Below are 23842 nucleotides of genomic sequence, written 5' to 3'. Positions count from 1 at the left end.
GCCATGGGGCACTACAAGTCGAATCTCCGCGACATCGAGTTCAACCTCTTCGAGGTACTCGGGCGCGACAAGGTGTACGGCACCGGTCCGTTCGAGGAGATGGACGTCGAGACCGCGAAGAGCATCCTGGAGGAGATGACCCGCCTCTCGGAGAACGATCTGGCGGCATCCTTCATCGACGCCGACCGCAACCCGCCGGTCTTCGACCCGGAGACCAACACCGCGCCGGTCCCCGCGTCCTTCAAGAAGAGCTACCAGGCCTTCATGGACTCCGAGTACTGGCGCCTGGGCCTCCCCGAGGAGATCGGCGGCACCACCTCGCCCCGCTCCCTGATCTGGGCCTACGCCGAGCTGATCCTGGGCGCCAACCCGGCCGTGTGGATGTACTCCTCGGGCCCGGCGTTCGCCGGCATCCTCTTCGAGGAGGGCAACGAGGTCCAGAAGCACATAGCCAAGGTCGCCACGGAGAAGCAGTGGGGCTCCACCATGGTGCTCACCGAGCCCGACGCGGGCTCCGACGTGGGCGCCGGCCGCACCAAGGCCGTGCAGCAGGAGGACGGCTCCTGGCACATCGAGGGCGTGAAGCGCTTCATCACGTCCGGTGAGCACGACATGTCGGAGAACATCCTCCACTACGTGCTGGCCCGCCCCGAGGGCGCCGGCCCCGGCACCAAGGGTCTGTCCCTCTTCCTCGTCCCGAAGTACCTCTTCGACTTCGAGACCGGCGAGCTGGGCGAGCGCAACGGCGTCTACGCCACGAACGTCGAGCACAAGATGGGCCTGAAGGCCTCCAACACCTGCGAGATGACCTTCGGCGACCAGCACCCCGCCAAGGGCTGGCTGATCGGCGACAAGCACGACGGCATCCGCCAGATGTTCCGCATCATCGAGTTCGCCCGCATGATGGTCGGCACGAAGGCGATCTCCACGCTGTCCACGGGCTACCTGAACGCGCTGGAGTACGCCAAGGAGCGCGTCCAGGGCCCCGACCTGGCGAACTTCATGGACAAGACCGCGCCCAAGGTCACCGTCACCCACCACCCCGACGTGCGCCGCTCGCTGATGACGCAGAAGGCGTACGCGGAGGGCATGCGCGCCCTGGTGCTCTACACGGCCTCCGTCCAGGACGAGATCCAGATCAAGGAAGCCGCGGGCGAGGACGTCTCCGCCCTGGAGGCCCTGAACGACCTGCTCCTGCCCATCGTCAAGGGCTACGGCTCCGAGAAGGGCTACGAGCAGCTCGCCCAGTCGCTCCAGACCTTCGGCGGCTCCGGCTTCCTGCAGGAGTACCCGATCGAGCAGTACATCCGGGACTCCAAGATCGACACCCTCTACGAGGGCACCACGGCGATCCAGGGCCAGGACTTCTTCTTCCGGAAGATCGTCCGCAACCAGGGCGCCGCGCTGAACTCCCTCGCCGAGGACATCAAGAAGTTCCTGGCGCTCGGTGAGGGCGGCGAGGAGCTCGGTGCGGCCCGTGAGCACCTCGCCAAGGCCGCGGTCGAGCTGGAGGCCATCGTCGGCCTGATGCTCACCGACCTCGCCGCCACCGAGCAGGACGTCAAGAACATCTACAAGGTGGGCCTGAACACCACCCGCCTGCTGATGGCCTCCGGTGACGTCGTCGTCGGATACCTGCTGCTCAAGGGCGCCGCGGTCGCCGCCGAGAAGCTTCAGACCGCGTCTGCCAAGGATGTGGCCTTCTACACCGGCAAGATCGCCGCCGCGAAGTTCTTCGCCGCCAACGTCCTGCCGGGCGTCACCCTGGCCCGTAAGGTCGCCGAGGGTGTCGAGCTGGACCTGATGGAGCTGGACGAGGCCGCGTTCTAGATCTCTCACGTCCGCTGTCCGAGGGCCTGTTCCCCTACGCCGGGAACGGGCCCTCGCCCGTCGTTAAGGTGTCTCCATGACCGAACCAGCCCGCTTCGACCGCGGCCACACCGACGACCTCATGACCTTCCTGGCGGCGAGCCCCACGCCGTACCACGCCGTGGCCACGGCCGCCGAGCGACTGGAGAAGGCCGGCTTCAGGCAGGTCGCCGAGACGGACGCCTGGGACGCGGTGGCATCAGCGGCTTCCGCCGCTGGGAGCGGTGGCAGGTACGTGCTGCGCGGTGGTGCGATCGTCGCCTGGTACGTGCCGGAGGGCGCGGCGCCCCACACGCCGTTCCGGATCGTCGGCGCCCACACCGACTCCCCCAACCTGCGCGTCAAGCCGCTCCCCGACAGCGGGGCGCACGGCTGGCGCCAGGTGGCCGTGGAGATCTACGGCGGTCCGCTGCTCAACTCCTGGCTCGACCGCGACCTGGGCATCGCGGGCCGGCTGACCCTGCGCGACGGCTCGACGCGTCTGGTCAACGTGGACCGGCCGCTGCTGCGCGTGCCCCAGCTCGCCATCCACCTGGACCGGTCGGTCACGGCCGACGGCCTCAAGCTCGACAAGCAGCGGCACATGCAGCCGGTCTGGGGCCTCGGTCGCGACGTGCGCGACGGCGACCTGATCGCCTTCCTCGAGGAGACGGCCGGCATCCCCGCGGGCGAGGTCACCGGCTGGGACCTGATGACACACTCCGTGGAACCGCCCGCCTACCTGGGCCGCGACCACGAACTGCTGGCCGGCCCGCGCATGGACAACCTGCTCTCGGTGCACGCCGGCACGGCGGCCCTGATGGCCGCGGCCTCCGGAAACCCGGCGTCCATCCCGGTCCTGGCCGCCTTCGACCACGAGGAGAACGGCTCCCAGTCGGACACCGGCGCGGACGGGCCGCTCCTCGGCACCGTGCTGGAACGCTCGGTCTTCGCCCGCGGCGGCTCCTACGAGGACCGGGCCCGCGCCTTCGCCGGCACGGTCTGCCTGTCCTCCGACACCGGCCACGCCGTGCACCCCAACTACGCGGAGCGGCACGACCCGACGCACCACCCGCGCGTCAACGGCGGCCCGATCCTCAAGGTCAACGTCAACAACCGCTACGCCACGGACGGTTCGGGCCGCGCGGAGTTCACGGCGGCCTGCGAGGCCGCCGACGTGCCTTTCCAGTCGTTCGTCTCCAACAACTCCATGCCCTGCGGCACCACGATCGGCCCGATCACCGCCGCGCGGCACGGCATCAAGACGGTCGACATCGGGGTGGCCATCCTGTCGATGCACAGCGTGCGCGAACTGTGCGGCGCCGACGACCCGTTCCTCCTCGCGGGCGCCCTGACGGCGTTCCTGGAGAGGTAGAACCAGCCGTCACCGCATGGGTGTTCGCCCCGGGGGTACCCGGTGTTCCGGGACCGGAACGACCGGACCGTACAGGGAGGCGACACACATGGGCCTCGGCGGATGCATCATCCTCATCGCCGTGGGAGCCATCCTCACGTTCGCGACCGACTGGGACATGCAGGGGGTCAACCTCGACCTGGTCGGCATCATTCTGATGATCGTCGGACTGATCGGCGTCACCACGTTCAGCAGCATCGCCAGGCGCCGACGCGTGGTGGTGCCCCCCACGACACAGGTGGTCGAGGACCCGGCGGTGCACCACCACCGTCGCGACGGCTACAGCGACGGCTACGGGGTGTAGGACCGTCCCGTGGTGACGTCCACATGCTCCGGGACGTCATCGTGGCGGTCGCCGACCGTCACCGTACCGGTGGGTTCGAACATGAGGATCGCCGTGGGGACGGAGGCGGACGGCTTGTGTTCCGTGCCGCGCGGCACCGTGAAGACGCTGCCGCGCGGCAGGACCACCGTCCGTTCGCCGTCCGGCTCGCGCAGGGCGATGTGGAGTTCCCCGTCGAGGACGAGGAAGAACTCGTCGGTGTGGTCGTGGACGTGCCAGACGTGTTCGCCCTCCACCTTGGCGATGCGCACGTCGTAGTCGTTGACGGCGGTGACGATGCGGGGACTCCAGCAGTCGGTGAAGGAAGCCAGGGCCTGGGCGAGGGAGACGGGTTCCTGGGTCATGAGGGGATCATGCGGGGTGCCGTGGACGTCGTGCGAGTGCTAGGAATCGCACATGCCGCAAGGATCCTCGCAGCGCCCGCACCGGGTCGCCGTGATCGTCGACGAGGGCACCAACCCCTTCGAGGTCGGGGTGGCCACCGAGCTGTTCGGGCTGCCGCGGCCCGAACTGGACCTGCCGGGGCCGCTGTACGAGGTGACGCTGTGCGCGCCCGCGCCGGAGATCCGGATGAACCACGGCTTCTTCACGCTCACCGGCATCCGGGGCCTGGACGCCGTGGCGGAGGCGGACACGCTGGTCGTGCCGGGCCGGCCCGACAACGTCGTACCGCGCGGCCCCGACGTCCTCGACGCCATCCGGCGCACACACGCGCGCGGCGCGCGGGTCATGAGCTTCTGCACCGGCACCTTCGCCCTCGCCGAGGCCGGGCTGCTGGACGGGCGGCGGGCCGCGACCCACTGGCGCTGGGCGGACTCCTTCCGACGGCTGCACCCGAAGGTGCTGCTGGAGCCGGACGTGCTGTTCGTCGACGAGGGCGGCCTCCTCACCGCCGCCGGCAGCGCGGCCGCGCTCGACCTCGGGCTGTACATCTGGCGGCGTGACCACGGTGCCGAGATCGCCAACCACGTCTCCCGCCGGCTCGTGTTCGCCGCGCACCGCGACGGCGGGCAGCGGCAGTTCGTGGAGCGGCCGGTCCCCAAGGTGCGGGACGAGTCGCTGGCCCCGCTGCTGGCGTGGGCGCAGGAGCGGCTGGGTGAGCCCCTGTCGGTGGCGGATCTGGCCGCACGCGCCCGTGTCAGCCCCGCCACGCTGCACCGCCGCTTCCGCACCCAGCTGGGAACGACGCCGCTGGCCTGGCTGACCTCGGAGCGCGTGACGCTGGCCTGTCGGCTCATCGAGCGGGGCGAGGAGCGGCTGGACGTGGTGGCCGCAAGGAGCGGGCTCGGTACCGCCGCCAACCTGCGGGCGCGGCTGCGGCAGGCGACCGGGCTCAGCCCGTCGGCCTACAGGCGGCGTTTCGGAAGCGGCGGCGGGGAAGCCCTGGTGTCATGAGATTCCTCGTGTACGACCGGCTCCTCGGCTTCGGTGACGACTACTGGATCGAGGACGACCACGGCGGCAAGGTCTTCCTCGTCGACGGCAAGGCCCTGCGGCTGCGGGACACCTGGGAGCTGAAGGACACCCAGGGGCGCGTCCTCGTCGACATCCACCAGAAGATGCTCGCCCTGCGCGACACCATGGTGCTCCAGCGGAGCGGGGAGCCGCTGGCCACGATCCGCAGGAAACGGCTGTCCCTGCTGCGCAACCACTACCGGGTGTCCCTCGCCGACGGCAACGAGCTGGACGTCAGCGGCAAGATCCTCGACCGGGAGTTCGCCGTCGAGTACGACGGTGAGCTGCTGGCGGTGATCTCCCGGCGCCGGCTGACCGTACGGGACACCTACGGCGTGGACGTCGTCCGCGAGGACGCGGATCCGGCGCTGCTGATCGCGGTGGCCGTGTGCGTGATCCACCTGGCGGAGAAGGAGCGGGAGGACTGAGCCGTCCGAGCCGCCGCCCGTTCTCAGGGCCGGCGAGGGGGCTGGAGGCCCAGCATCCGGTCCTTCAGGGCCGGGAACTGCTCCCGGGTCGCCGCGACCTTCCCCGGGTCGAACTCCACCGTGAGGACCTCCTCGCCGGCACCGGCCTGCGCCAGCACCTCACCCCACGGGTCGACCACGATCGAGTGACCGGCCTGGGGGACTCCGGCGTGCGTCCCGGCCGTTGCGCAGGCGAGGACGAACGACTGGTTCTCCACGGCCCGTGCCTGGGCCAGCAGTGTCCAGTGGGAGCGGCGGCGCTCCGGCCAGCCCGCCGACACCACGAGCGTCTCGGCACCGGCGTCGACGAGACCGCGGTAGAGCTCGGGGAAACGCAGGTCGTAGCACGTGGACAGGCCCAGGGTCGTCGCGGGCAGACGCACCGTCACCAGCTCCGCGCCCGCACCCATCAGCACGGCCTCGCCCTTGTCGAAGCCGAAGCGGTGGATCTTGCGGTAGGCGGCGGCCAGATCACCGGAGGGGGAGAAGACGAGAGAGGTGTTGTAGAGCGGCCCGTCGGGGTCCCGCTCCGGGATGGAACCCGCGTGCAGCCACACACCCGCGTCGCTCGCGGCCTTCGCCATCGCCTCGTAGGTCGGCCCTTCGAGCGGCTCGGCCTCGCGCCCGAACTCCTCGTAGGCGAAGGCGCCCGTGGTCCACAGCTCCGGCAGGACGACGAGGTCGGCCCCGGCCTGCTCCCGGACCGTCGCCGCCACGCGTCGGCGGCGCGCTTCGACCGATTCGTCCTCGTTCACGGCGATCTGGATCACAGAGGCGCGCACACTACCACCGTCCTGGCATTCGAGCCGTCCACACGGGCCTACGATCGTCACACGAAAGCACTGCCGGGGTGCCTCACAGCAGCGTAACTTAGCTCGCAAGACGCCCGCCGACAGCCGCCACCTCCCACTGGCAACGCCGCCACCACCTGCCCGTGACCGAACCGCCGAGGGGTCCCGTTCCGTGAGTCTGCATCCCACCCTCCAGCCCTACGCCGACGCCTGGACCCACTCCATCGAAGCGATATCCGAGCTGCTCCAGCCGCTCGCGGAGGCCGAATGGAACCGGCGGACGCCGTGCCCCGGGTGGTCGGTGCGGGACGTGGTCTCCCATGTCATCGGTCTGGACTGCGAGATGCTCGGCGACCCGCGCCCCATCCACAGCCTGCCGCGCGACCTCTTCCACGTCACCAACGAGCACCAGCGCTACATGGAGATGCAGGTCGACGTCCGCCGCCACCACACGGCGCCGGAGATGACCTCCGAGCTGGAGTACGTGATCATCCGCCGCAACCGGCAGCTGCGCAACGAGTCGCGTGACCCGGGCACGAAGGTGCGCGGGCCGCTCGGCAGCGAGCTCACCCTGGAAGAGTCGATGCGGCGGCACGCGTTCGACGTGTGGGTGCACGAGCAGGACCTGCGCACGGCCCTCGGCCGGCCCGGCAACCTCGACTCCCCCGGCGCGCTGGTCGCCCGGGACGTGCTGCTCGGCGAACTCCCGCGCGTGGTGGCCGAGGACGCGCAGGCGCCGCGCAGCTCGGCGGTCGTCTTCGACGTGCACGGGCCCGTCGAGTTCCTGCGCACGATCCGCGTCGACATCCAGGGCCGCGGCACGCTGGAGACGGCCCCGGCCCTCGGCCCCGCCGCGACCCTCACCCTCGACTGGGAGACGTACGTCCGTCTGGCCTGCGGCCGCGTGACCCCGGAGTCGGTGTCCGACAGGCTCAAGACAGAGGGCGACCCGGAACTGACAGCGGCGATCCTGAACAACTTCAAGGTGACGCAGTAGCCCGCATGCGTGCAGCCGCCCCCGCTGTGGGCGCGCGCAGCCCTCAGCTGCGGGCATGCGTGCCGCTGGGGGCGGCACGGGTGGGCGCTGGGGGTACCCCCTGCTCGAAGAGCTTGGGGGAGGCGCCCCGCTCCGCCGGGTTGCGGACCCACCCGGCCCGGGTATCGACGCCGAGCGCCGAAAAACCCCGTGCCGCAGCCCCACAACCTCCGTAGCGTCCCCCGGCATGACCCCACCCCACCGCACCCGCCTCACCTTCCACGGCCCCCTGTCCGAGACCCGGGCGGACGCCCTCGTCCGACGCCTCACCCGCCACCACCCCACCACGGTCCTGGACATCGGCTGCGGCTCGGGCGAACTGATGCTCCGTATCCTGGCCGCCGCTCCGGAAGCCACCGGCACCGGCATCGACCTGGACGCCGACGACCTGGCCCGGGGCCGGAAGGCCGCCGAGGACCGCGGGCTGGCCTCCCGGGCCCGTTTCGTGGAGGAGTCCGCCACCGGTACCACCCGCGGCCCCGCCGACCTCGTCCTGTGCGTGGGGTCGAGCCAGGCCCTCGGCGGCCGGCTCCCCGACGCGCTCAAGGAACTCCGCCGCCTGGTCACCGACCGCGGCCGCGTCCTGCTCGGCGAGGGCTTCTGGCAGCGCACCCCCACCCCCGACGAGCTGTCCCGGATGTGGCCCGACGCCGCCGTGACGGACCACCCCGACCTCGCGACGCTCATCAGCACGGCGATCGACGCGGGGTTCCGGCCGGAGTGGACGGAGACCGCGAGCCTCGACGAGTGGGAGGAGTTCGAGTCGGGCTACCTCGCGGACACCGAGGTGTGGCTCGCCGAGCACCCCCGTCACCCCCTGGCGGAAGAGACACGGCAGCGCGTCGACCGGCACCGCGCCCGGTGGCTCACCTACCGCGGCGTCCTCGGCCTCGCGTACCTCACCCTCGTACCGACCGCCTGACGGACGTCACACGGGCACGTGCACCGTCTCCACCCGGCTGGCCACCAGCCGCTCCCGCTCACGCCGGGCCGCACGCCTGCGCAGCCGCAGGATCTGGGAGACCCCGACCGCCTGGAGGACGAACACCACCGAGAAGGCCAGGGAGTAGTCGTCGCCGGTCGCGTCGAGGAGCACACCGATCGCGAACAGCGTGGTCATGGAGGCCACGAAGCCGCCCATGTTGGTGATGCCGGAGGCGGTGCCCTGCCGTTCGGGGGGGTTGGCCGGGCGGGCGAAGTCGAAACCGATCATCGACGCGGGTCCGCACGCCCCGAGCACCGTGCACAGCACGATCAGCAGCCACATCGGGGCGTGCGGCGCCGGGTAGGCAAGCGTCGCCGCCCAGAGGGCCGCCGTCGTGCCGACCGTGCCGAGCGCGAGCGGCAGCCGCGCCCCGTGGTGCCGGGCGACGATCTGGCCGTAGACCAGGCCGACCACCATGTTCGACAGGACGACGAGGGTGAGGAGTTCGCCGGCCACCGCCCGGGAGAGCCCCTGTGCCTCGACGAGGAACGGCAGGCCCCACAGCAGCAGGAACACCATCGCCGGGAACTGGGTGGTGAAGTGCACCCACAGGCCGAGCCGGGTCCCGGGCTCGCGCCAGGAGGCGGCGATCTGGCGCCGTACGTAGGCCGCGCCCTGGTGCGGGAGCGGCTCGGGCTCGTGGCCCTCCGGGTGGTCCTTGAGGAACAGCAGCACCAGGACGAGCACCACGGCACCGGCCGCCGCGCTGCCCGCGAACGCCGCCGTCCAGCCGATGCCGTGCAGCAGCCGGGCCAGGAGGAGCGTGGAGACCAGGTTGCCCGCCATGCCGACGAGTCCGGCGAATTGGGCGACCATCGGCCCGCGGCGGGCCGGGAACCAGCGGCTGCCCAGGCGCAGCACGCTGATGAACGTCAGCGCGTCACCGCAGCCGAGCAGGGCGCGGGAGGCGAGCGCCATGCCGTAGGTGGGGGAGAAGGCGAAGCCCAGCTGTCCGGCCGTGAACAGCACCGCGCCGAGCGCCAGCACCTTCTTGGTGCCGAGCCGGTCGACCAGCAGGCCGACGGGGATCTGCATGCCCGCGTAGACCAGCAGTTGAAGGATGGAGAAGGTGGAGAGGGCGGAGGCGTTCACGTGGAAGCGGTCGGCGGCGTCGAGGCCGGCCACGCCCAGGGACGTGCGGAAGATGACCGCGACGAAGTAGACCGAGACGCCCGCGCCCCAGACGGCCAGGGCGCGGCGGCCGCCGGGTGGGTCGCCGGGTATCGCGACGGCGCTCATCGGACCTCCCCCCGGGCCAGGTGCGAGAACCAGCCGATGTGCCGGTGGACGAGGCCGACGGCCGTCTCCGCGTCGTTGGAGCGCAGCGCTTCGAGGATCTCCTCGTGCTCGGCGAGGGTCTTGGCGATGCGGTCCGGGTGGGAGTGCATGACGGCGACGCCCATCCGCAACTGGCGGTCGCGCAGCTGGTCGTAGAGGCGGGAGAGGATCTCGTTGCCGCCGCTGCGGACGATCTCGGCGTGGAAGCAGCGGTCGGTGACGGCGGCCCCGGCGAGGTCCCCGGCGGCGGCCTGCTTCTTCTGCCGGGCCAGCAGCTCCTCCAGGCGCTCGATGAGCCCGGCGGGCGCGGGTACGGCCTTGCGCGCCGCGTGCTCCTCGACGAGCAGCCGTGTCTCGACGACGTCGGCGATCTCCTGCGCGGAGACGGGCAGGACGAGGGCGCCCTTCTTCGGGTAGAGCCGGATCAGCCCCTCGGCCTCCAGCCGGAGCAGCGCCTCGCGGACCGGTGTGCGGGAGACTCCCACGGCTTCGGCGAGCTCGCCCTCGGTGAGGAGGGTGCCGCCCTCGTAGCGGCGCTCCAGGACGCCCTGCTTGACATGGGCGTAGACGCGGTCGGCGGCGGGCGGTTGCTTCACGGCCAAGGTCATGCCGACAGCATAGATACAACAGGGACGCATGAAGGGATACGTCCAGTATGCGGACTTGTATGTCACACATCTGTGGCAAAGCAGGGGTCCCCCTCGGCAACAGCACAACCACGTGTGCTAGTTACAAGTCAGACACGTGCGGCCCCTTTCCCCTCGTCCTCAACTCGGCCGCATCGTTGGGGCACTCGACGTATTCGGGGTACTTCACTTGATAACCGGCATTCAGGGCACCCGCCTCCGCAGAGCAGCGGCCGTCGCCGTGACCACCGGCGCCATGCTCGCGACCGGTGCCCTCACCGTCGCGCCGGCGCAGGCCGCCTCGGCGCCCTCCATCGCCGCCAAGGGCGGCTACGTGATGAACAACGCGACCGGCAAGTCGCTCTACACCAAGGCGGCCGACACCCGCCGCTCGACCGGCTCGACCACCAAGATCATGACGGCGCTGGTGGTGCTGAAGCAGTCGAACCTCAACATGGACAGCAAGGTCACGATCCAGAAGGCGTACAGCGAGTACATCGTCGACAACAACTACGCGTCCAACGCGAAGCTGATCGTCGGCGACAAGGTCACCGTCCGCCAGCTGCTGTACGGGCTGATGCTGCCGTCCGGCTGTGACGCCGCGTACGCGCTCGCCGACAAGTTCGGCTCGGGCTCGACGCGCGCGGCGCGCGTGAAGTCGTTCATCGGCAAGATGAACACCACCGCCAAGAACCTGGGTCTGAAGAACACCCACTTCGACTCGTTCGACGGCATCGGCCACGGCGCCAACTACTCCACGCCGCGCGACCTGACCAAGCTCGCCAGCGCAGCGATGAAGAACTCCACGTTCCGCACGGTCGTCAAGACGAAGAAGTACACGGCGAAGACGACCACCAAGACCGGCGGCACGCGGACGATGGCCCCGTGGGAGAACACCAACCCGCTGCTCAGCAGCTACAGCGGCGCGATCGGCGTGAAGACCGGCTCCGGCCCGGAGGCCAAGTACTGCCTGGTCTTCGCCGCCACCCGCAACGGCAAGACGGTCATCGGCACGGTCCTCGCCTCGACCGGCCCGGACGCTCGCAAGGCGGACGCGACGAAGCTGCTCAACTACGGCTTCACCAGGTAGGACGCACGCAGGACGACCGAGGGGGCTCCGCCGCACACCGCGGTGAAGCCCCCTTCGTCATGCGGCTCTCACCCGGCCGTCAGACCAGGCTGCGCTGACGGCGCTCCAGCGCCCGGGCCGCCTTGCGCCGGCCGCCCGACAGCACGTTCACCGCGGAGCCCGCACCGGCGCCCGGCTCCAGCTGCCAGCCGCGGATCCGCGCCGCGACCCGGACCAGCCTCTTGTCACCGGGCCGTACGTCCACGCTGAACAGCGACTCGTCGGGCGTACGGTCGTCACCGCCCCAGCGGACCACGCCGTCGAGCTCGGCGAGGATGTCGCGGATCACGACCTCCTGCTGCGGGAAGAAGCCGCCCCGGACACCGCGCGGGTAGAAGCCGGGCCGGATCCGCACGGCCGTGCCGGACGCCAGATTGGACTCGGGCCCGCTCCTGGCGAGAGCGGCGGGGTCGTGCCAGCCCACGACGTCGCCCCGGCGCAGCGGGTCGACCTCGTAGTGGAACCGGCGCACCAGGTGGACGAGGACGGTCTCCACATCGCCCATGCGCACGGCGACCCCCTTCAGCGGGGTGCCGGGGACGGGGCGGGTGTAGACGGTGCCGCCGTCGTCGGCGACGGTCTCCATCTCCCAGCCGTTGTGGGAGCGCGAGCCCGCCAGCACGCGCCGGGTCCGGTCCTGCGCGCTGCGCAGGGCGTCCCGTACGCGGGCCGGTATGGGGTTGTTCGCGTCGGCGTACGCCTGGGACAGGAAATGGGACAGGGGCAGGGCGGCCACGCCCACGGCACCGCCGACGGCGGCGACCCGGCCGAGCAGCGCCCGGCGGGACAGGACGCGGCGGTGCCCGGCGCCGGGCGCCGGTGATGTGCGGGACATGCGGGGGAGGTTGAGCTTCAATGGAGTCTCTTCCTGAAGTTCTCGGCGCACACGCGCTCAGGCGTTGCGGGCGATGCTGTTGTACTTCTCGAAGATCTGGTAGACGGCCAGGCTCTGGTGCGTCTGGGCCTCCACGTCGGGGTCCCAGGCCCGGTAGCGGCGCAGGAGTTCGGTGATCTCGAACTCGGCGAGGTCGAGGCGCATGGACCGCGGGGTCGTGACGCGGTCGCCCGGGGGCAGTTGACCGCCGGGCCTGCCCCGGGTGCCCCACAGATGGATCAGGGCCGCGGTGCGCACACTGAACGCGTTGTCCTTGTTCAGCCGCTGCCACACCGTCCACAGGTCGGTGTCCTCGGCCGGGTCGCGGTGGTCGCCGGTGGCGAAGCCCCAGCCGATGCAGTGGTTCCAGGCCCGGATGGCGTCGCCGGCGCTGATCTCGCCGATGCCGGTGTGCGAGTCCCGCACGGAGCCGGAGCCCGAGAGGTGGTGGTCGGCGACCTGCTGGTCGGTGGCCTGATCGGCGAGGCCGTAGTCGCGCATGGACCAGTACACGACCGTCTGGATCAGCGCCTTGCGCATCGTGTACGTCTTCGACAGCTCGGTGATCAGCCCGTCCTGCTCCTGGATCGCCGCGACCGCCTGCGCGTTGGTGTAAAGCCGCGCGTCGCTGCCGATGCCGCCCGCGTCCGGGCGCCCGATCGACCGCATGTAGCGCGAGAGGTCGGCCCGCAGCGCCGGCACCTGGCGCGCGTCGAAGGCGACGTCCGGGACGGCGGGCCGCGGCGGATCGAACGAGCCCTGCCCGGTGTCCCGCCCCGAGGCGATGTCGGCGTCGATCTCCAGCTGCCCGTCACCGGAGCCGAGGGTGCGGATGACGAACTGGTCGTAGGCCCAGTCCTTCGGCAGCGGGTGCCCGGCGTTGCCCTCGAAGCCCGGAGACATGTCGGCGACGAAACTCGCGGTCGAGTATCCGGCCGCGCCGACCTGCGCGCACACGTTGCGGGAGCCGTAGACGCCGATCTCGTACGGGTGGCCGGAGTCCGCCATCGCCTCCTTGACGCCCTTGAAGTGGGGCAGGACGCTCGCGGTGATCTCGGCGTCGATCGCGTCGAAGTCGACGGCGAAGAAGATCCGGGTCCCGCGCCGGAAGCCGTGGTCGCGGGCGGCGTTGACCGCCGCGTACCCGGCGGTCCGCCCGGCGACGTAGTCGAAGTCCGAGGCGTCGTTGTTGACGGTCTGGTAGATCGGGAAGCAGCGCAGACCCTGCTGGGCGATGGTGGCGAGCTCACCCGGCTGGATGGCCTTCTCCGGCAGGGAGGTGGCACTCGGGTTGGTGAGGTAGCGGCCGACGTACGTGATCCCGGCCGCCTTGAGCGACGCGGCCCGGGCCGGGGTGATCTTCGTGATGGTGTCGCAGGCCCTGGCCGGGCGGGACTGGTCGCCGAAGGACGCCAGCAGGGAGGCGAAGGTGGCGAAGTCGCCCTCGCCCGTGGCCGGGAGCGCGGCGAAGGTCTGGAAGGCCCGGACGGCGGCAGCGAGGGAGGAGTCGAATGTGTCGGTGAGGGCCGCGGGCCGCCGGTTGACAACCATCCCGGCGGAGAACAGCTGGACGAACACGCCCTTGTCGCCCTGGGTCACGGGGTGCGACTTCAGGCCCGACTGGGTACCGGGTCCGAAGTTGCCGTTGGCGGTGCCGTCCGCCATGCCCAGCTCGTACTGCACGCCGAGAAGCAGCGCCTTGAGCGTGCTCTTGGACACGAGCCCGTCGCAGGCGATGACGTAGAAGTCCTGCCGCTTCAGGTAGCGGCCGTTGAGCCACTGCTGGACGGCCCTGACCTGTCCGCTGCCCGAGGCGCCGGGGACGTAGGAGTCCATCGTCAGCAGGGCCTTGAAGACCTTGGGCGTCAAGGCGCCTCCGGGGAAGGCCTGTTCGATGCCCATGTCGGTCTTGAGCCGGGTGACGGCCGCCTGGATCCGGGTGCCGTAGGTGCCGTCGAGGTCGCCGCCGTCGTAGCCCTTGCAGGCGAGGCCGGCCTGGATGATGCGGCAGAAGTCCGGCGAGGGGACGGTGTCCACGTCGAGCTCGGGGTACTTCGCCGTCAGGGTGCTGAGCGTCGTGGGGCCGAAGCTGTCGGAGAGGGCGGTGATGCCCAGCTCGTACTGCAGGGCACGGGTCAGGGCGTACATCGTCGCCCAGTCGGCCTCGCCGGTCTCCTCCACGGTCGTGCCGGTACGGCTGCCGTACACGGAGTTGACGAACTTCTGGGCCCTGAGAACCATCGGGTCGCGCATGAAAGTTGATCGTATGTCCGGCTAAACCGCTTACTGTGGGGTACTTGGGCGGGTCTGGCGGGCTTCTTGTGCTCCGCTGCGCACGCCCGGTTAACCTTTCCAAAAGCGCCGGCGGCCCCCCGCCCGGGTGGGCAGGGGGCCGCCGCGGCCGGCTCATGCCCAGGTGATGAGGCGTTTCGGCTGCTCCAGGATCGCCGCCACGTCGGCCAGGACCTTCGAACCCAGCTCGCCGTCGACCAGACGGTGGTCGAACGACAGCGCCAGGGTGGTGACCTGACGGGGCTTCACCTTGCCCTTGTGGACCCACGGCTGCGGCTTGATCGCGCCGACCGCGAGGATCGCGGACTCGCCCGGGTTCAGGATCGGCGTGCCCGTGTCGACGCCGAAGACGCCGACGTTGGTGATCGTCACCGTGCCGCCCTGCATGGCCGCCGGGGACGTCTTGCCGTCCCGGGCCGTCGCCACCAGCTCGCCCAGCGACTCGGCCAGCTGCGGCAGCGTCTTGGTGTGGGCGTCCTTGATGTTCGGCACGATCAGGCCGCGCGGGGTCGCGGCCGCGATGCCCAGGTTCACGTAGTGCTTGACCACGATCTCCTGGGCGGCCTCGTCCCAGGACGCGTTGACGTCCGGGTTGCGCCGGATCGCGACGAGCAGCGCCTTCGCGATCAGCAGCAGGGGGTTCACGCGCAGGCCCGTGAACTCCTTGTCCGCCTTCAGCTCCTCGACCAGCTTCATCGTGCGCGTCACGTCGACCGTCACGAACTCCGTGACGTGCGGCGCCGTGAACGCCGAGCCGACCATCGCCGCCGCCGTCGCCTTGCGGACACCCTTGACCGGGATGCGGGTCTCGCGCGCGGTGTCGTAGGACGCCGGAGCCTGGACGGCTGCCGGGGCGGGCGCGACCTGCGGCTCGGTGGCCACCGGTACGGCAGCGGCGACCGCCGCGTGCACGTCCTCACGCGTGATGATGCCGTCCGGGCCGGTCGGGACGACCGTCGTCAGGTCGACGCCCAGGTCCTTGGCCAGCTTGCGCACGGGAGGCTTGGCCAGCGGGCGTTCCGGGCCGGCCGGCGCCGCCGGGGCGGCAGCGGCGGGCGCGGCCGGGGCGGCAGCGGCGGGCGCGGCCGGGGCTGCGGGCGCGTGGCCGTTCAGCTCCGTCTGGATCGCCGCTGAGACATGCTGGACCGGGACCTCCGGGCCCTTGCGGGGGCGGCGGCGGGTGGACGAGGTCGCCACCCCGTAGCCCACCAGCACCGGCTGGCGTCCCGAGCCCGCCGCCTTCGGCTCCTCGGCGGGTGCGGCCGCCGCGGGCTGCTCGGCGGCGGGCTGCTCCGCGGCCGGTGCGGCGCCGCCGCCGCCCACGTCCACCGCGATGATCGCCGTGCCCACGTCGACCGTGGTGCCCTCGGGGAAGTGCAGGTCCCGGACCACGCCGTCGTACGGGATGGGCAGCTCGACGGCCGCCTTCGCCGTCTCGACCTCGCAGACCACCTGGCCGTCGGTGACCGTGTCGCCGGGCTTCACGTACCACTTGAGGATCTCGGCCTCGGTGAGTCCCTCGCCCACGTCGGGCATCTTGAACTCGCGCACGGACGCTTCCGTCATCGTCGTCACGACCCTCTCCTCAGTACGCCAGCGAGCGGTCGACGGCGTCCAGTACCCGGTCCAGGTTCGGCAGGTACTCCTCCTCCAGGCGGGCCGGCGGGTACGGGGCGTGGTAGCCGCCGACCCGGAGCACCGGGGCCTCCAGGTGGTAGAAGCAGCGCTCCGTGATCCGGGCGGCGATCTCCGCGCCGGAGCCGAAGAACACCGGGGCCTCGTGGACGACGACCAGGCGCCGCGTCTTCTCCACCGACGCCTGGATCGAGTCGAAGTCGAGCGGGGAGACCGAGCGCAGGTCCAGGACCTCCAGGTTCTTGCCCTCCTCGGCGGCCGCGTCCGCGACCTCCTGGCAGAGCTTCACCATCGGGCCGTAGGCGGCCAGGGTGAGGTCGGTGCCCTCGCGGACCACCTGGGCCTTGTGCAGCGGGCCCGGGATCGCCTCCGCGTTGACCTCGCCCTTGTCCCAGTAGCGGCGCTTGGGCTCGAAGAAGATCACCGGGTCGTCGCTCTGGATGGCCTGCTGCATCATCCAGTACGCGTCCGACGCGTTCGAGGGGCTGACGATCTTCAGGCCCGCCACGTGCGCGAAGAGCGCCTCGGGCGACTCGGAGTGGTGCTCCACCGCGCCGATGCCGCCGCCGTAGGGGATGCGCACCACGACCGGGAGCTTGACCTTGCCCAGCGAGCGGGCGTGCATCTTCGCGAGCTGCGTGACGATCTGGTCGTAGGCCGGGAAGACGAAGCCGTCGAACTGGATCTCCACCACCGGCCGGTAGCCACGCAGGGCCAGGCCGATCGCCGTGCCGACGATGCCCGACTCGGCGAGCGGGGTGTCGATGACGCGGCTCTCGCCGAAGTCCTTCTGCAGGCCGTCCGTCACCCGGAAGACGCCGCCGAGCTTGCCGACGTCCTCGCCCATGATCAGGACCTTGGGGTCGGATTCCAGGGCGCGGCGCAGCGATTCGTTGATCGCCTTGGCCAGTGCCATCTTGTCGGCCATCTCAGTTACCCCCCTCGTCGGCGAACGACGCCTGGTACGCGGCGAACTGGGCGCGCTCCTCGTCGACGAGCGTGTGTCCGTCCGCATAGGCGTTCTCGAAGATCGCGAAGTGGTCCGGGTCCGGCATGGCACGGACCGCCTCGCGCACTCGTTTGCCCAACGCCTCGGACTCGGCCTCCAGTTCCTGGAAGAATCCCTCGTCCGCGTGGTTTGAGGCCTCCAGGTACCGGCGCAGGCGCAGGATCGGGTCCTTGGCCTCCCAGGCCTGGCGCTCCTCGTCGCCCCGGTAGCGGGTCGGGTCGTCGGAGGTGGTGTGGGCGCCCATGCGGTAGGTGAACGCCTCGACGAGGGTCGGGCCCTCGCCGCCGCGGGCCCGCTCCAGGGCCCACCGGGTGACCGCGAGGACGCCGAGCACGTCGTTGCCGTCCACCCGGACGCCCGGGAAGCCGAAGCCCTGGGCGCGCTGGTAGATCGGCACGCGGGACTGCTTCTCGGTCGGCTCGGAGATGGCCCACTGGTTGTTCTGGCAGAAGAACACGACCGGGGCGTTGTAGACCGCGGAGAAGGTGAACGACTCGGCCACGTCGCCCTGGCTGGAGGCGCCGTCGCCGAAGTACGCGATCACCGCGCTGTCGGCGCCGTCCTTGGCGACGCCCATCGCGTAGCCGGTGGCGTGCAGCGTCTGGGAGCCGATGACGATCGTGTACAGCTGGAAGTTGTTGCTGTTGGGGTCCCAGCCGCCGTTGTTCACACCGCGGAACATCCCGAGCAGGTTGGCCGGGTCGACGCCGCGGCACCAGGCCACGCCGTGCTCGCGGTAGGTCGGGAAGACGTAGTCGTCCTCCCGGGTGGCCCGGCCGGACCCGATCTGGGCGGCCTCCTGGCCGAGCAGCGACGCCCAGAGGCCCAGCTCGCCCTGGCGCTGCAGGGAGGTGGCCTCGGCGTCGAAGCGGCGGGTGAGCACCATGTCGCGGTAGAGGCCGCGGAGCTCTTCCGGCGTGATGCCGGCGACGTACTTGTCGTACTCGGCGTTCTTGACGCGCTTGCCCTCGGGCGTCAGCAGCTGCACGAGCTGGGGCTCGGTGCCGGCGTCCTTCTTGGCGGTCGTGCGGGTGCGCTTGGTGCCGGTGGTGCCGGCCTTGCTTCCGGCGCTGCGTCGCGGTGTGCGCGCGGCAGTGCTCTCCACGGTCACGTGTGCTCCTCCGTCGGTCCGGCCCCCGGGGTTGCCGGTAGGCCAGTGCGGCTCACCTGTTCTCGGCCCACGGGACACGGGGTGGGTGCCACTCGGCCGGGAACAGGCGTGACAGGTGCCCCGGCGAGCGCCCTGCAAAAAGCACGTTACCCAGTGCGCCACATTTCTGTGAAACCCCATCTGACCTGCGATTTTGCTTGGATATCCAAGTAAATCGGGAAGGCGGCGAAGGGGCCCTGGTCACAGCCTTGCAGGAGGCCGGAGCAACCGCACGTTAACCCGGTGACCCAGGTCACGGGAAGAGTTTCCTTGTCGGCGTGCCGAAACGGCACGCGCGCGTGGGCCCGTTTCCGGGCCCCACGCGCGCGTGGATCATGCGTTCCTGTCAGTTGCCGCCTTCGCCACCCGAGCCGCCGACGATTCCGGTCGCGCCGCCCGCGCCGGCACCGCCCGTGTCGTCCGGCGGTGTCTGCGGGTCCGAGGGCTCGGGGTCCGTGGGCTCGTCGGTCGGCTCCTCGGTCGTCGGCTGGTCGCTCGGTTCACCGGTGGGTGACTCCGGAGCGCTCGGCGACGGCGTGTAGGAGGGCGCGTACGACGGCGTCCAGTTGCCGTTGCCCGAGCCGGTACCGGTGCCGTCGTCCGTGCTCGTGTCGGTCGGCGCGCCGGTGTCCTCTTCGCTGGGGGTCTCGCTGGGCGTCTTGTTCTCGGTCGTCTGCGAGGTGGTCGGCGACTGCTTCTTGCTCGGGCTGTCCCCGTCGTTGCCCGTGGTCTTCAGTGCCAGCGCGACACCCACCGCGACGGCGATCACCGCGAGCACGGCGAGGATCCAGAGCTTGCCGCGGCCGCTGCCCTTGTTGCCGTGGCCCTCGAAGCCGCCGTCGTCCCCGCCGCCGTAGCCGCCGGGCAGGATCGGCGAGGGGATCTGCGTGGTGCCGGAGGCGTCCCCGGCGTGGCCCATCACGGCCGTCGCGCCGGCGAAGCCGCCCGACGGGGTGTGCCGGCCCTCGTGCATGTCGACCGGCCCGGTGTTCCAGGTGCCGGTGTGGCCGCCCTGGTCGTAGAGCATCTGGAGCGCGTACTGGACCAGCCCGCGCATCTCCTCGGCCGTCTGGAAGCGGTCGTCGGGCTCCTTGGCGAGGGAGCGCATGACCAGGCCGTCCAGCTCCGGCGGGCAGGCGTCGGAGGCCTCGGACGGCGGGGTCGGGATGTCCTGGACGTGCTGGTAGACCACCGACAGCGGGGTCTCGCCGGTGAAGGGCGGGCGCAGCGAGAGGAGTTCGTAGAGCAGGCAGCCCGTCGCGTACAGGTCGGAGCGGTGGTCGACGGCCTTGCCGAGCGCCTGCTCGGGGGAGAGGTACTGCGGGGTGCCCATGACCATGCCGGTCTGCGTCATCGTCGTGGACGCGCCGTGCAGGGCCCGGGCGATGCCGAAGTCCATCACCTTCACGGCGCCGTTGTGCGTGATGATGACGTTGGCCGGCTTGATGTCGCGGTGCACGATGCCGTGCTGGTGCGAGTAGGCGAGCGCCTCCAGGACGCCCGAGACGATGATCAGCGCCTGCTCGGGGCCGGGTGCCTCCGCGTTCAGCAGCAGGTCGCGGATGGTGCGGCCCTCGACGATCTCCATGACGATGTACGGCACGGACTGGCCGCCGACGAAGTCCTCGCCGGAGTCGTACACGGCGACGATCGAGTGGTGGTTGAGACCGGCCACCGACTGGGCCTCGCGCGTGAAGCGCGCCTTGGACACCGGGTCCTCGGCGAGGTCGGAGCGGAGCAGCTTGACGGCGACGGTGCGTCCGAGGCGGACGTCCTCGGCTGCGAACACCTCGGCCATGCCGCCCCGGCCGAGTCTGCGGGTCAGCCGGTACCGGCCGTCCCCGACCAACCCGCCGTTACCCCAGAGCTCAGGCGCGTCCGACATGCCGCCGCCAGACGCCTCGGGGTCGGACGGGCCCTGAGCGGCCTGCTGCTGTGCCATCAGTCCTCGCCGTCGTTTCTGCCCGCGGTGCGCGCGGTGTTGTTACGGTCTCCGTCGGCCACGCTACAGCCTCCGCGCAAGCCTCCGGCCCGAGAAGGGGTGCCGGGACCGGCACGAGACGGACCGGCCATGAAACCTTCACTCCGTACTCTCGTGCAAATTCTGTGTCCCGCCCGTACGCCCCCTGTAACGCTTACGCGACTCTTCTTTCGCGTACGGTCACGGAACGGGCACCGAGCTTGACGTGTCGGTGCCCTGGGGCAGACTTGGCCGGGAATGGCGGTTTGGATCAACGACGGATCGACGACGGATCAGCGGCAGTCGGCGGCGTCCGCAGGGGCTACGGGGGACGGGGAACATGAGCCAGGACGGCGCACAGGGCGGGCACACGGGGCGGGCGCTCGCCGGCGGCCGCTATCAGCTGCGTGACCTCCTCGGCCAGGGCGGCATGGCCTCGGTGCACCTCGCGTACGACAGCGTGCTCGACCGGCAGGTCGCGATCAAGACACTTCACACGGATCTCGGTCGGGAACAAGCCTTCCGCGAACGGTTCCGCCGCGAGGCCCAGTCCGTGGCCAAGCTCACGCACACCAACATCGTCTCGGTCTTCGACACCGGCGAGGACATCCTCGACGGCATGACGACGCCGTACATCGTCATGGAGTACGTCGAGGGCCGCCCGCTCGGCTCGGTCCTCGACGAGGACGTGCGGCAGCAGGGCGCGATGCCCGCCGACAAGGCGCTGAAGATCACCGCGGACGTGCTGGCCGCGCTGGAGATCAGCCACGAGATGGGCCTGGTCCACCGCGACATCAAGCCGGGCAACGTGATGATGACCAAGCGCGCCGTGGTCAAGGTCATGGACTTCGGCATCGCCCGTGCCATGCAGTCCGGCGTGACGTCGATGACGCAGACCGGCATGGTCGTCGGAACCCCGCAGTACCTCTCGCCGGAGCAGGCCCTCGGCCGCGGCGTGGACGCCCGCTCCGACCTGTACTCGGTCGGCATCATGCTGTTCCAGCTGGTGACCGGGCGGCTGCCGTTCGAGGCGGACTCGCCGCTGGCCATCGCGTACGCGCACGTGCAGGAGGAGCCGCCGGTTCCGTCCTCGATCAACCGCACGCTGCCCCCGGCCGTGGACGCGCTGATCGCCCGGGCGCTGAAGAAGAACCCGAACGAGCGTTTCCCCAGCGCCGAGGCCATGCGCGACGAGTGCCTGCGCGTGGCGGCGTCCTTCCAGGCCGCGCCGCCGAGCATCGTCCCGGGCACGCAGGCCCCGAGCGGCGCGGGTGTCGGCTCGGCCGTGTTCCCGCCGGTCGACCAGGCGGCCCCGGCGCCCTCGGGCCAGGTGCAGACGCCGTACCAGCCGACCCCGCCGCCGAACCCGTACGGCACGCCCGCACCGACGGGGCCGTCCCCGGCGTACGGCTATCCGCAGCAGGGTGGCTACCAGACGCCGTCCCCGGCGGCGTACTCCCCGCAGCCCGGCCCGTCGACGCCGCCGCCGTACAACCTGTCGCCCCAGACCGCGGCGGTCCCCTCCGGCGGTGGCCGGAACAACAAGCCGGTGATCATCGGCTCGGTCATCGTGTCCGTCGTCGCGGTCGGCGGCCTCGTCACGGCGCTGCTGCTGAACGGCGGCAGCGAGGACGACAAGGGCGGCGGCGGCAGCGCGAGTGCGTCGGCCTCGGCGGAGAAGAAGCCCGGCTACCGCGGGCCGGACACCGCGAAGACGATCGACACCGAGGAGTGCACGGAGCCGCGGGAGTCGTACAACGACCCCGACAAGATCCAGATCCCGGACTTCAAGTTCAAGAACATCAAGTCGGTCAAGGCCTGTCTCCAGGCGGCCGGCTGGGAAGTGAACGAGAAGGAGATCGACGAGAACACCTACGGCGACGGCACGGTCATGAACCAGTTCCCGTCCGCCGACACCGACGTCGACCCGAAGGACATGCCCGAGATCGAGCTCAGCGTCTCCACGGGCAACCCGCCCTCCTGACGGTCCGCCGACGCGAAAGGGGCCCGGCAGCTTCGGCTGCCGGGCCCTCTGGTCTGTACGGCCTGCCGCCGTCTACAGGTAGGGGCCGCCGGACCGGCCGCCGCCCGGGTGCTGCTCGTCGAGGCCGTCCCCGACACCCGGCGGAAGGGCGCGGCGCATCTGCTCCAGCTGGGCGCGGGCCGCCATCTGCTGGGCGAACAGCGTCGTCTGGATCCCGTGGAAGAGCCCCTCCAGCCAGCCGACCAGCTGGGCCTGCGCGATGCGCAGCTCCGAGTCGCTGGGGGTCGCCTCGTCCGTGAAGGGCAGCGAGAGGCGCTCCAGCTCCTCGACCAGCTCGGGCGCCAGACCGTCCTCCAGCTCCTTCACCGAGCTGGCGTGGATGTCCTTGAGCCGGACGCGGCTGGCCTCGTCCAGGGGAGCCGCCCGCACTTCTTCCAGCAGCTGCTTGATCATGCTGCCGATGCGCATGACCTTCGCGGGCTGCTCCACCTGTTCCGTGACCGGGGTCTCGCGGGAGTCCTCGTCTGCGCTGCCGCCACCGAGCGCCATGCCGTCCTGGCCCACGACCAGGATCTGCGGGTTCTCCGGCGACCTTTCGTTCCTCGGCATCTCCATGTCGCCATTCTGTCGCACGCCTGCACCTCACCTCCGTGGTGCCCCCGCGGGAGGCTGATCCACCGTGCTTGAGGAGACGAACCGGCCGGGCTCCGGGTTGCTCCAGCGGGGGCGGTTCCTCCTCGCGGGTGAAACAGGGCGGGCGGGCCCCGGAGCCACTCTGCGGCGGGTGGCGATTCCGTCCGTCGGCCGAACCCGGCGTGCCGGGGGTCCGGGACGGTGTGAGGCTGATTGCCTCGATATGACCGAACTTGCCGTTTATGCCCTACCGGGCACGGCGGGAGGGGGTCACCCACGTGACTCCATGGCTACGCGCACTGCGGGCGGCGGGACTGGTGCTCGCCCTGGGGGCGGGCGCGGTCGTCTCACCCTACGGATCCGTCCCGTCCTACGGGGCTGTCCCGTCCTACGGAGCTGTCCCGTTCTACGGAGCTGTCCCGTTCTACAAGGCTGTCCCGTCCTCCGGATCCGTCCCGTCCTCCGGGGCTTCTGTAACGCAGGAGGAGGCCGCGGAAGCGGCGGCGCGGGAAGCGGCGAGGGAGGCAGGGCCCGGAACCCGGGCCGCCCCATTGCCCCGGGCGGCCCCGTCGCCCCTGTCCGCCCCGTCCGCCCGGGCGGCTTCGACGGGCCCTTCGGCCCTGGCGGCTCCTTCCGCCTCCGGCGAACCCTCGCGGGCCGGGAGCCGGGCGGGAGAGGGCCGGGTGCGGCCGGGACGGCCGGAGGACGCCGGGGACGGGCCGGGCGTCGCGGACGCCACGGCCGTCCCCGAGGAGCCGCGGGAGACCGCCCCGGCGCCCTCCGAACCGGCGGAGCAACCCGTGCGCGAGGCCGCGACCGCCGAACGCCCCGTCGGCCAGGTCCTGCGGATCCTGCCCCTGGGCAGCGGCCTGGTCCTGATCGGACTGGGGCTGGGCCTGGCGTTCTTCGCGCTGCGGCTGCGGAGGGTCTAGG

General features: G+C 71.1%; 21 protein-coding genes. 10 read left to right on the top strand and 11 right to left on the bottom strand.

Annotated features, from left to right (window positions below; all coding sequences use genetic code 11):
- The first annotated feature begins 3 nt into the window (after positions 1–3).
- From A4E84_RS20835 to A4E84_RS20825, 3 genes are all read left to right on the top strand, one after another.
- Entirely contained in the window at positions 4–1830 is a 1827-nt protein-coding gene (locus A4E84_RS20835) for an acyl-CoA dehydrogenase (RefSeq protein ID WP_062928037.1), read from the top strand.
- Positions 1831–1906: 76 nt separating this feature from the next.
- Positions 1907–3223 carry a M18 family aminopeptidase gene (locus A4E84_RS20830; RefSeq protein ID WP_062928036.1) on the top strand — a complete coding sequence of 439 codons (1317 nt, stop codon included), beginning with the start codon at positions 1907–1909 and terminating at the stop codon, positions 3221–3223.
- 88 nt (positions 3224–3311) lie between these two features.
- On the top strand, positions 3312–3566 hold the full coding sequence (locus A4E84_RS20825) for a DUF6458 family protein (protein WP_062928035.1): 255 nt from the start codon (positions 3312–3314) through the stop codon (positions 3564–3566).
- Here the strand turns inward: A4E84_RS20825 and A4E84_RS20820 are convergent.
- Complete coding sequence (locus A4E84_RS20820; RefSeq protein WP_062928034.1) at positions 3554–3949, bottom strand: cupin domain-containing protein; 396 nt, start codon at positions 3947–3949, stop codon at positions 3554–3556. The genes A4E84_RS20825 and A4E84_RS20820 overlap by 13 nt on opposite strands.
- Positions 3950–4001: 52 nt before the next feature.
- On the opposite strand from A4E84_RS20820, the gene A4E84_RS20815 reads away from it, so the two are divergent.
- Together A4E84_RS20815 and A4E84_RS20810 are read left to right on the top strand one after the other, a co-directional pair.
- Complete coding sequence (locus tag A4E84_RS20815; RefSeq protein ID WP_062928033.1) at positions 4002–5000, top strand: GlxA family transcriptional regulator; 999 nt, start codon at positions 4002–4004, stop codon at positions 4998–5000.
- On the top strand, positions 4997–5488 hold the full coding sequence (locus A4E84_RS20810; RefSeq protein WP_062928032.1) for an LURP-one-related/scramblase family protein: 492 nt from the start codon (positions 4997–4999) through the stop codon (positions 5486–5488). The genes A4E84_RS20815 and A4E84_RS20810 overlap by 4 nt, the downstream gene beginning before the upstream one ends.
- Positions 5489–5511: 23 nt before the next feature.
- Here the strand turns inward: A4E84_RS20810 and A4E84_RS20805 are convergent, their stop codons facing one another.
- Positions 5512–6309, bottom strand: coding sequence for a carbon-nitrogen family hydrolase (locus A4E84_RS20805; protein ID WP_062928031.1), 798 nt, complete (start codon positions 6307–6309; stop codon positions 5512–5514).
- Between the two features lie 181 nt (positions 6310–6490).
- On the opposite strand from A4E84_RS20805, the gene A4E84_RS20800 reads away from it, so the two are divergent.
- Both A4E84_RS20800 and A4E84_RS20795 read left to right on the top strand, forming a co-directional pair.
- Positions 6491–7315 carry a maleylpyruvate isomerase family mycothiol-dependent enzyme gene (locus A4E84_RS20800; RefSeq protein WP_062928030.1) on the top strand — a complete coding sequence of 275 codons (825 nt, stop codon included), beginning with the start codon at positions 6491–6493 and terminating at the stop codon, positions 7313–7315.
- A 226-nt stretch (positions 7316–7541) separates the two neighbouring features.
- Positions 7542–8276: a class I SAM-dependent methyltransferase gene (locus A4E84_RS20795; protein WP_062928029.1), complete on the top strand. Its 735-nt coding sequence runs from the start codon at positions 7542–7544 to the stop codon at positions 8274–8276.
- A gap of 6 nt (positions 8277–8282) precedes the next feature.
- Here A4E84_RS20795 and A4E84_RS20790 read toward each other — a convergent pair whose 3' ends face one another.
- Both A4E84_RS20790 and A4E84_RS20785 read right to left on the bottom strand, forming a co-directional pair.
- Complete coding sequence (locus A4E84_RS20790) at positions 8283–9578, bottom strand: MFS transporter (protein ID WP_062928028.1); 1296 nt, start codon at positions 9576–9578, stop codon at positions 8283–8285.
- Positions 9575–10225, bottom strand: coding sequence for a GntR family transcriptional regulator (locus A4E84_RS20785; protein WP_062928027.1), 651 nt, complete (start codon positions 10223–10225; stop codon positions 9575–9577). The genes A4E84_RS20790 and A4E84_RS20785 overlap by 4 nt, the downstream gene beginning before the upstream one ends.
- Before the next feature lie 208 nt (positions 10226–10433).
- On the opposite strand from A4E84_RS20785, the gene A4E84_RS20780 reads away from it, so the two are divergent.
- Positions 10434–11333 (top strand): D-alanyl-D-alanine carboxypeptidase family protein, encoded by a 900-nt coding sequence (locus A4E84_RS20780; RefSeq protein ID WP_062928026.1) that lies wholly within the window; start codon positions 10434–10436, stop codon positions 11331–11333.
- Positions 11334–11412: 79 nt separating this feature from the next.
- Here A4E84_RS20780 and A4E84_RS20775 read toward each other — a convergent pair whose 3' ends face one another.
- The 6 genes from A4E84_RS20775 to A4E84_RS20750 form a co-directional block, all read right to left on the bottom strand.
- Complete coding sequence (locus tag A4E84_RS20775) at positions 11413–12207, bottom strand: twin-arginine translocation signal domain-containing protein (RefSeq protein WP_062931535.1); 795 nt, start codon at positions 12205–12207, stop codon at positions 11413–11415.
- Between the two features lie 57 nt (positions 12208–12264).
- Positions 12265–14499, bottom strand: a complete 2235-nt coding sequence (locus A4E84_RS20770) for a glycoside hydrolase domain-containing protein (RefSeq protein ID WP_062928025.1) — start codon at positions 14497–14499, stop codon at positions 12265–12267.
- Between the two features lie 153 nt (positions 14500–14652).
- Positions 14653–16113, bottom strand: coding sequence for a dihydrolipoamide acetyltransferase family protein (locus tag A4E84_RS20765; RefSeq protein ID WP_062928024.1), 1461 nt, complete (start codon positions 16111–16113; stop codon positions 14653–14655).
- A 10-nt stretch (positions 16114–16123) separates the two neighbouring features.
- Positions 16124–17101 (bottom strand): alpha-ketoacid dehydrogenase subunit beta, encoded by a 978-nt coding sequence (locus A4E84_RS20760; RefSeq protein ID WP_062928023.1) that lies wholly within the window; start codon positions 17099–17101, stop codon positions 16124–16126.
- A gap of 1 nt (position 17102) precedes the next feature.
- Complete coding sequence (pdhA, locus tag A4E84_RS20755; RefSeq protein ID WP_062928022.1) at positions 17103–18293, bottom strand: pyruvate dehydrogenase (acetyl-transferring) E1 component subunit alpha; 1191 nt, start codon at positions 18291–18293, stop codon at positions 17103–17105.
- 385 nt (positions 18294–18678) lie between these two features.
- Complete coding sequence (locus A4E84_RS20750) at positions 18679–20274, bottom strand: protein kinase domain-containing protein (RefSeq protein ID WP_062928021.1); 1596 nt, start codon at positions 20272–20274, stop codon at positions 18679–18681.
- 358 nt (positions 20275–20632) lie between these two features.
- Between A4E84_RS20750 and A4E84_RS20745 the strand changes: the two genes are divergently transcribed.
- Entirely contained in the window at positions 20633–22276 is a 1644-nt protein-coding gene (locus A4E84_RS20745; RefSeq protein ID WP_062928020.1) for a protein kinase domain-containing protein, read from the top strand.
- A 72-nt stretch (positions 22277–22348) separates the two neighbouring features.
- On the opposite strand, the gene A4E84_RS20740 is transcribed toward A4E84_RS20745, so the two are convergent.
- Positions 22349–22891, bottom strand: coding sequence for a bacterial proteasome activator family protein (locus tag A4E84_RS20740; RefSeq protein ID WP_062928019.1), 543 nt, complete (start codon positions 22889–22891; stop codon positions 22349–22351).
- A gap of 701 nt (positions 22892–23592) precedes the next feature.
- Between A4E84_RS20740 and A4E84_RS44625 the strand changes: the two genes are divergently transcribed.
- On the top strand, positions 23593–23841 hold the full coding sequence (locus A4E84_RS44625) for a hypothetical protein (protein ID WP_062928018.1): 249 nt from the start codon (positions 23593–23595) through the stop codon (positions 23839–23841).
- Position 23842 lies beyond the last annotated feature (1 nt).

The organism is Streptomyces qaidamensis (genome assembly GCF_001611795.1).
In the GTDB taxonomy this organism is placed as follows: Bacteria; Actinomycetota; Actinomycetes; order Streptomycetales; family Streptomycetaceae; genus Streptomyces; species Streptomyces qaidamensis.
This window is presented reverse-complemented; position numbering and strand designations above follow the sequence as displayed.

Bases quoted from the DNA above. Each gene is read 5' to 3' on its own strand.
- A4E84_RS20815 (WP_062928033.1), top strand. From the start codon at position 4,002: ATGCCGCAAGGATCCTCGCAGCGCCCGCACCGGGTCGCCGTGATCGTC.
- A4E84_RS20775 (WP_062931535.1), bottom strand. From the start codon at position 12,207: ATGTCCCGCACATCACCGGCGCCCGGCGCCGGGCACCGCCGCGTCCTG.
- A4E84_RS20790 (WP_062928028.1), bottom strand. From the start codon at position 9,578: ATGAGCGCCGTCGCGATACCCGGCGACCCACCCGGCGGCCGCCGCGCC.
- A4E84_RS20820 (WP_062928034.1), bottom strand. From the start codon at position 3,949: ATGACCCAGGAACCCGTCTCCCTCGCCCAGGCCCTGGCTTCCTTCACC.
- A4E84_RS20770 (WP_062928025.1), bottom strand. From the start codon at position 14,499: ATGCGCGACCCGATGGTTCTCAGGGCCCAGAAGTTCGTCAACTCCGTG.
- A4E84_RS20745 (WP_062928020.1), top strand. From the start codon at position 20,633: ATGAGCCAGGACGGCGCACAGGGCGGGCACACGGGGCGGGCGCTCGCC.
- A4E84_RS20830 (WP_062928036.1), top strand. From the start codon at position 1,907: ATGACCGAACCAGCCCGCTTCGACCGCGGCCACACCGACGACCTCATG.
- A4E84_RS20785 (WP_062928027.1), bottom strand. From the start codon at position 10,225: ATGACCTTGGCCGTGAAGCAACCGCCCGCCGCCGACCGCGTCTACGCC.
- A4E84_RS20740 (WP_062928019.1), bottom strand. From the start codon at position 22,891: ATGGAGATGCCGAGGAACGAAAGGTCGCCGGAGAACCCGCAGATCCTG.
- A4E84_RS20825 (WP_062928035.1), top strand. From the start codon at position 3,312: ATGGGCCTCGGCGGATGCATCATCCTCATCGCCGTGGGAGCCATCCTC.
- A4E84_RS20795 (WP_062928029.1), top strand. From the start codon at position 7,542: ATGACCCCACCCCACCGCACCCGCCTCACCTTCCACGGCCCCCTGTCC.
- A4E84_RS20810 (WP_062928032.1), top strand. From the start codon at position 4,997: ATGAGATTCCTCGTGTACGACCGGCTCCTCGGCTTCGGTGACGACTAC.
- A4E84_RS20750 (WP_062928021.1), bottom strand. From the start codon at position 20,274: ATGGCACAGCAGCAGGCCGCTCAGGGCCCGTCCGACCCCGAGGCGTCT.
- A4E84_RS20760 (WP_062928023.1), bottom strand. From the start codon at position 17,101: ATGGCCGACAAGATGGCACTGGCCAAGGCGATCAACGAATCGCTGCGC.
- A4E84_RS20835 (WP_062928037.1), top strand. From the start codon at position 4: ATGGGGCACTACAAGTCGAATCTCCGCGACATCGAGTTCAACCTCTTC.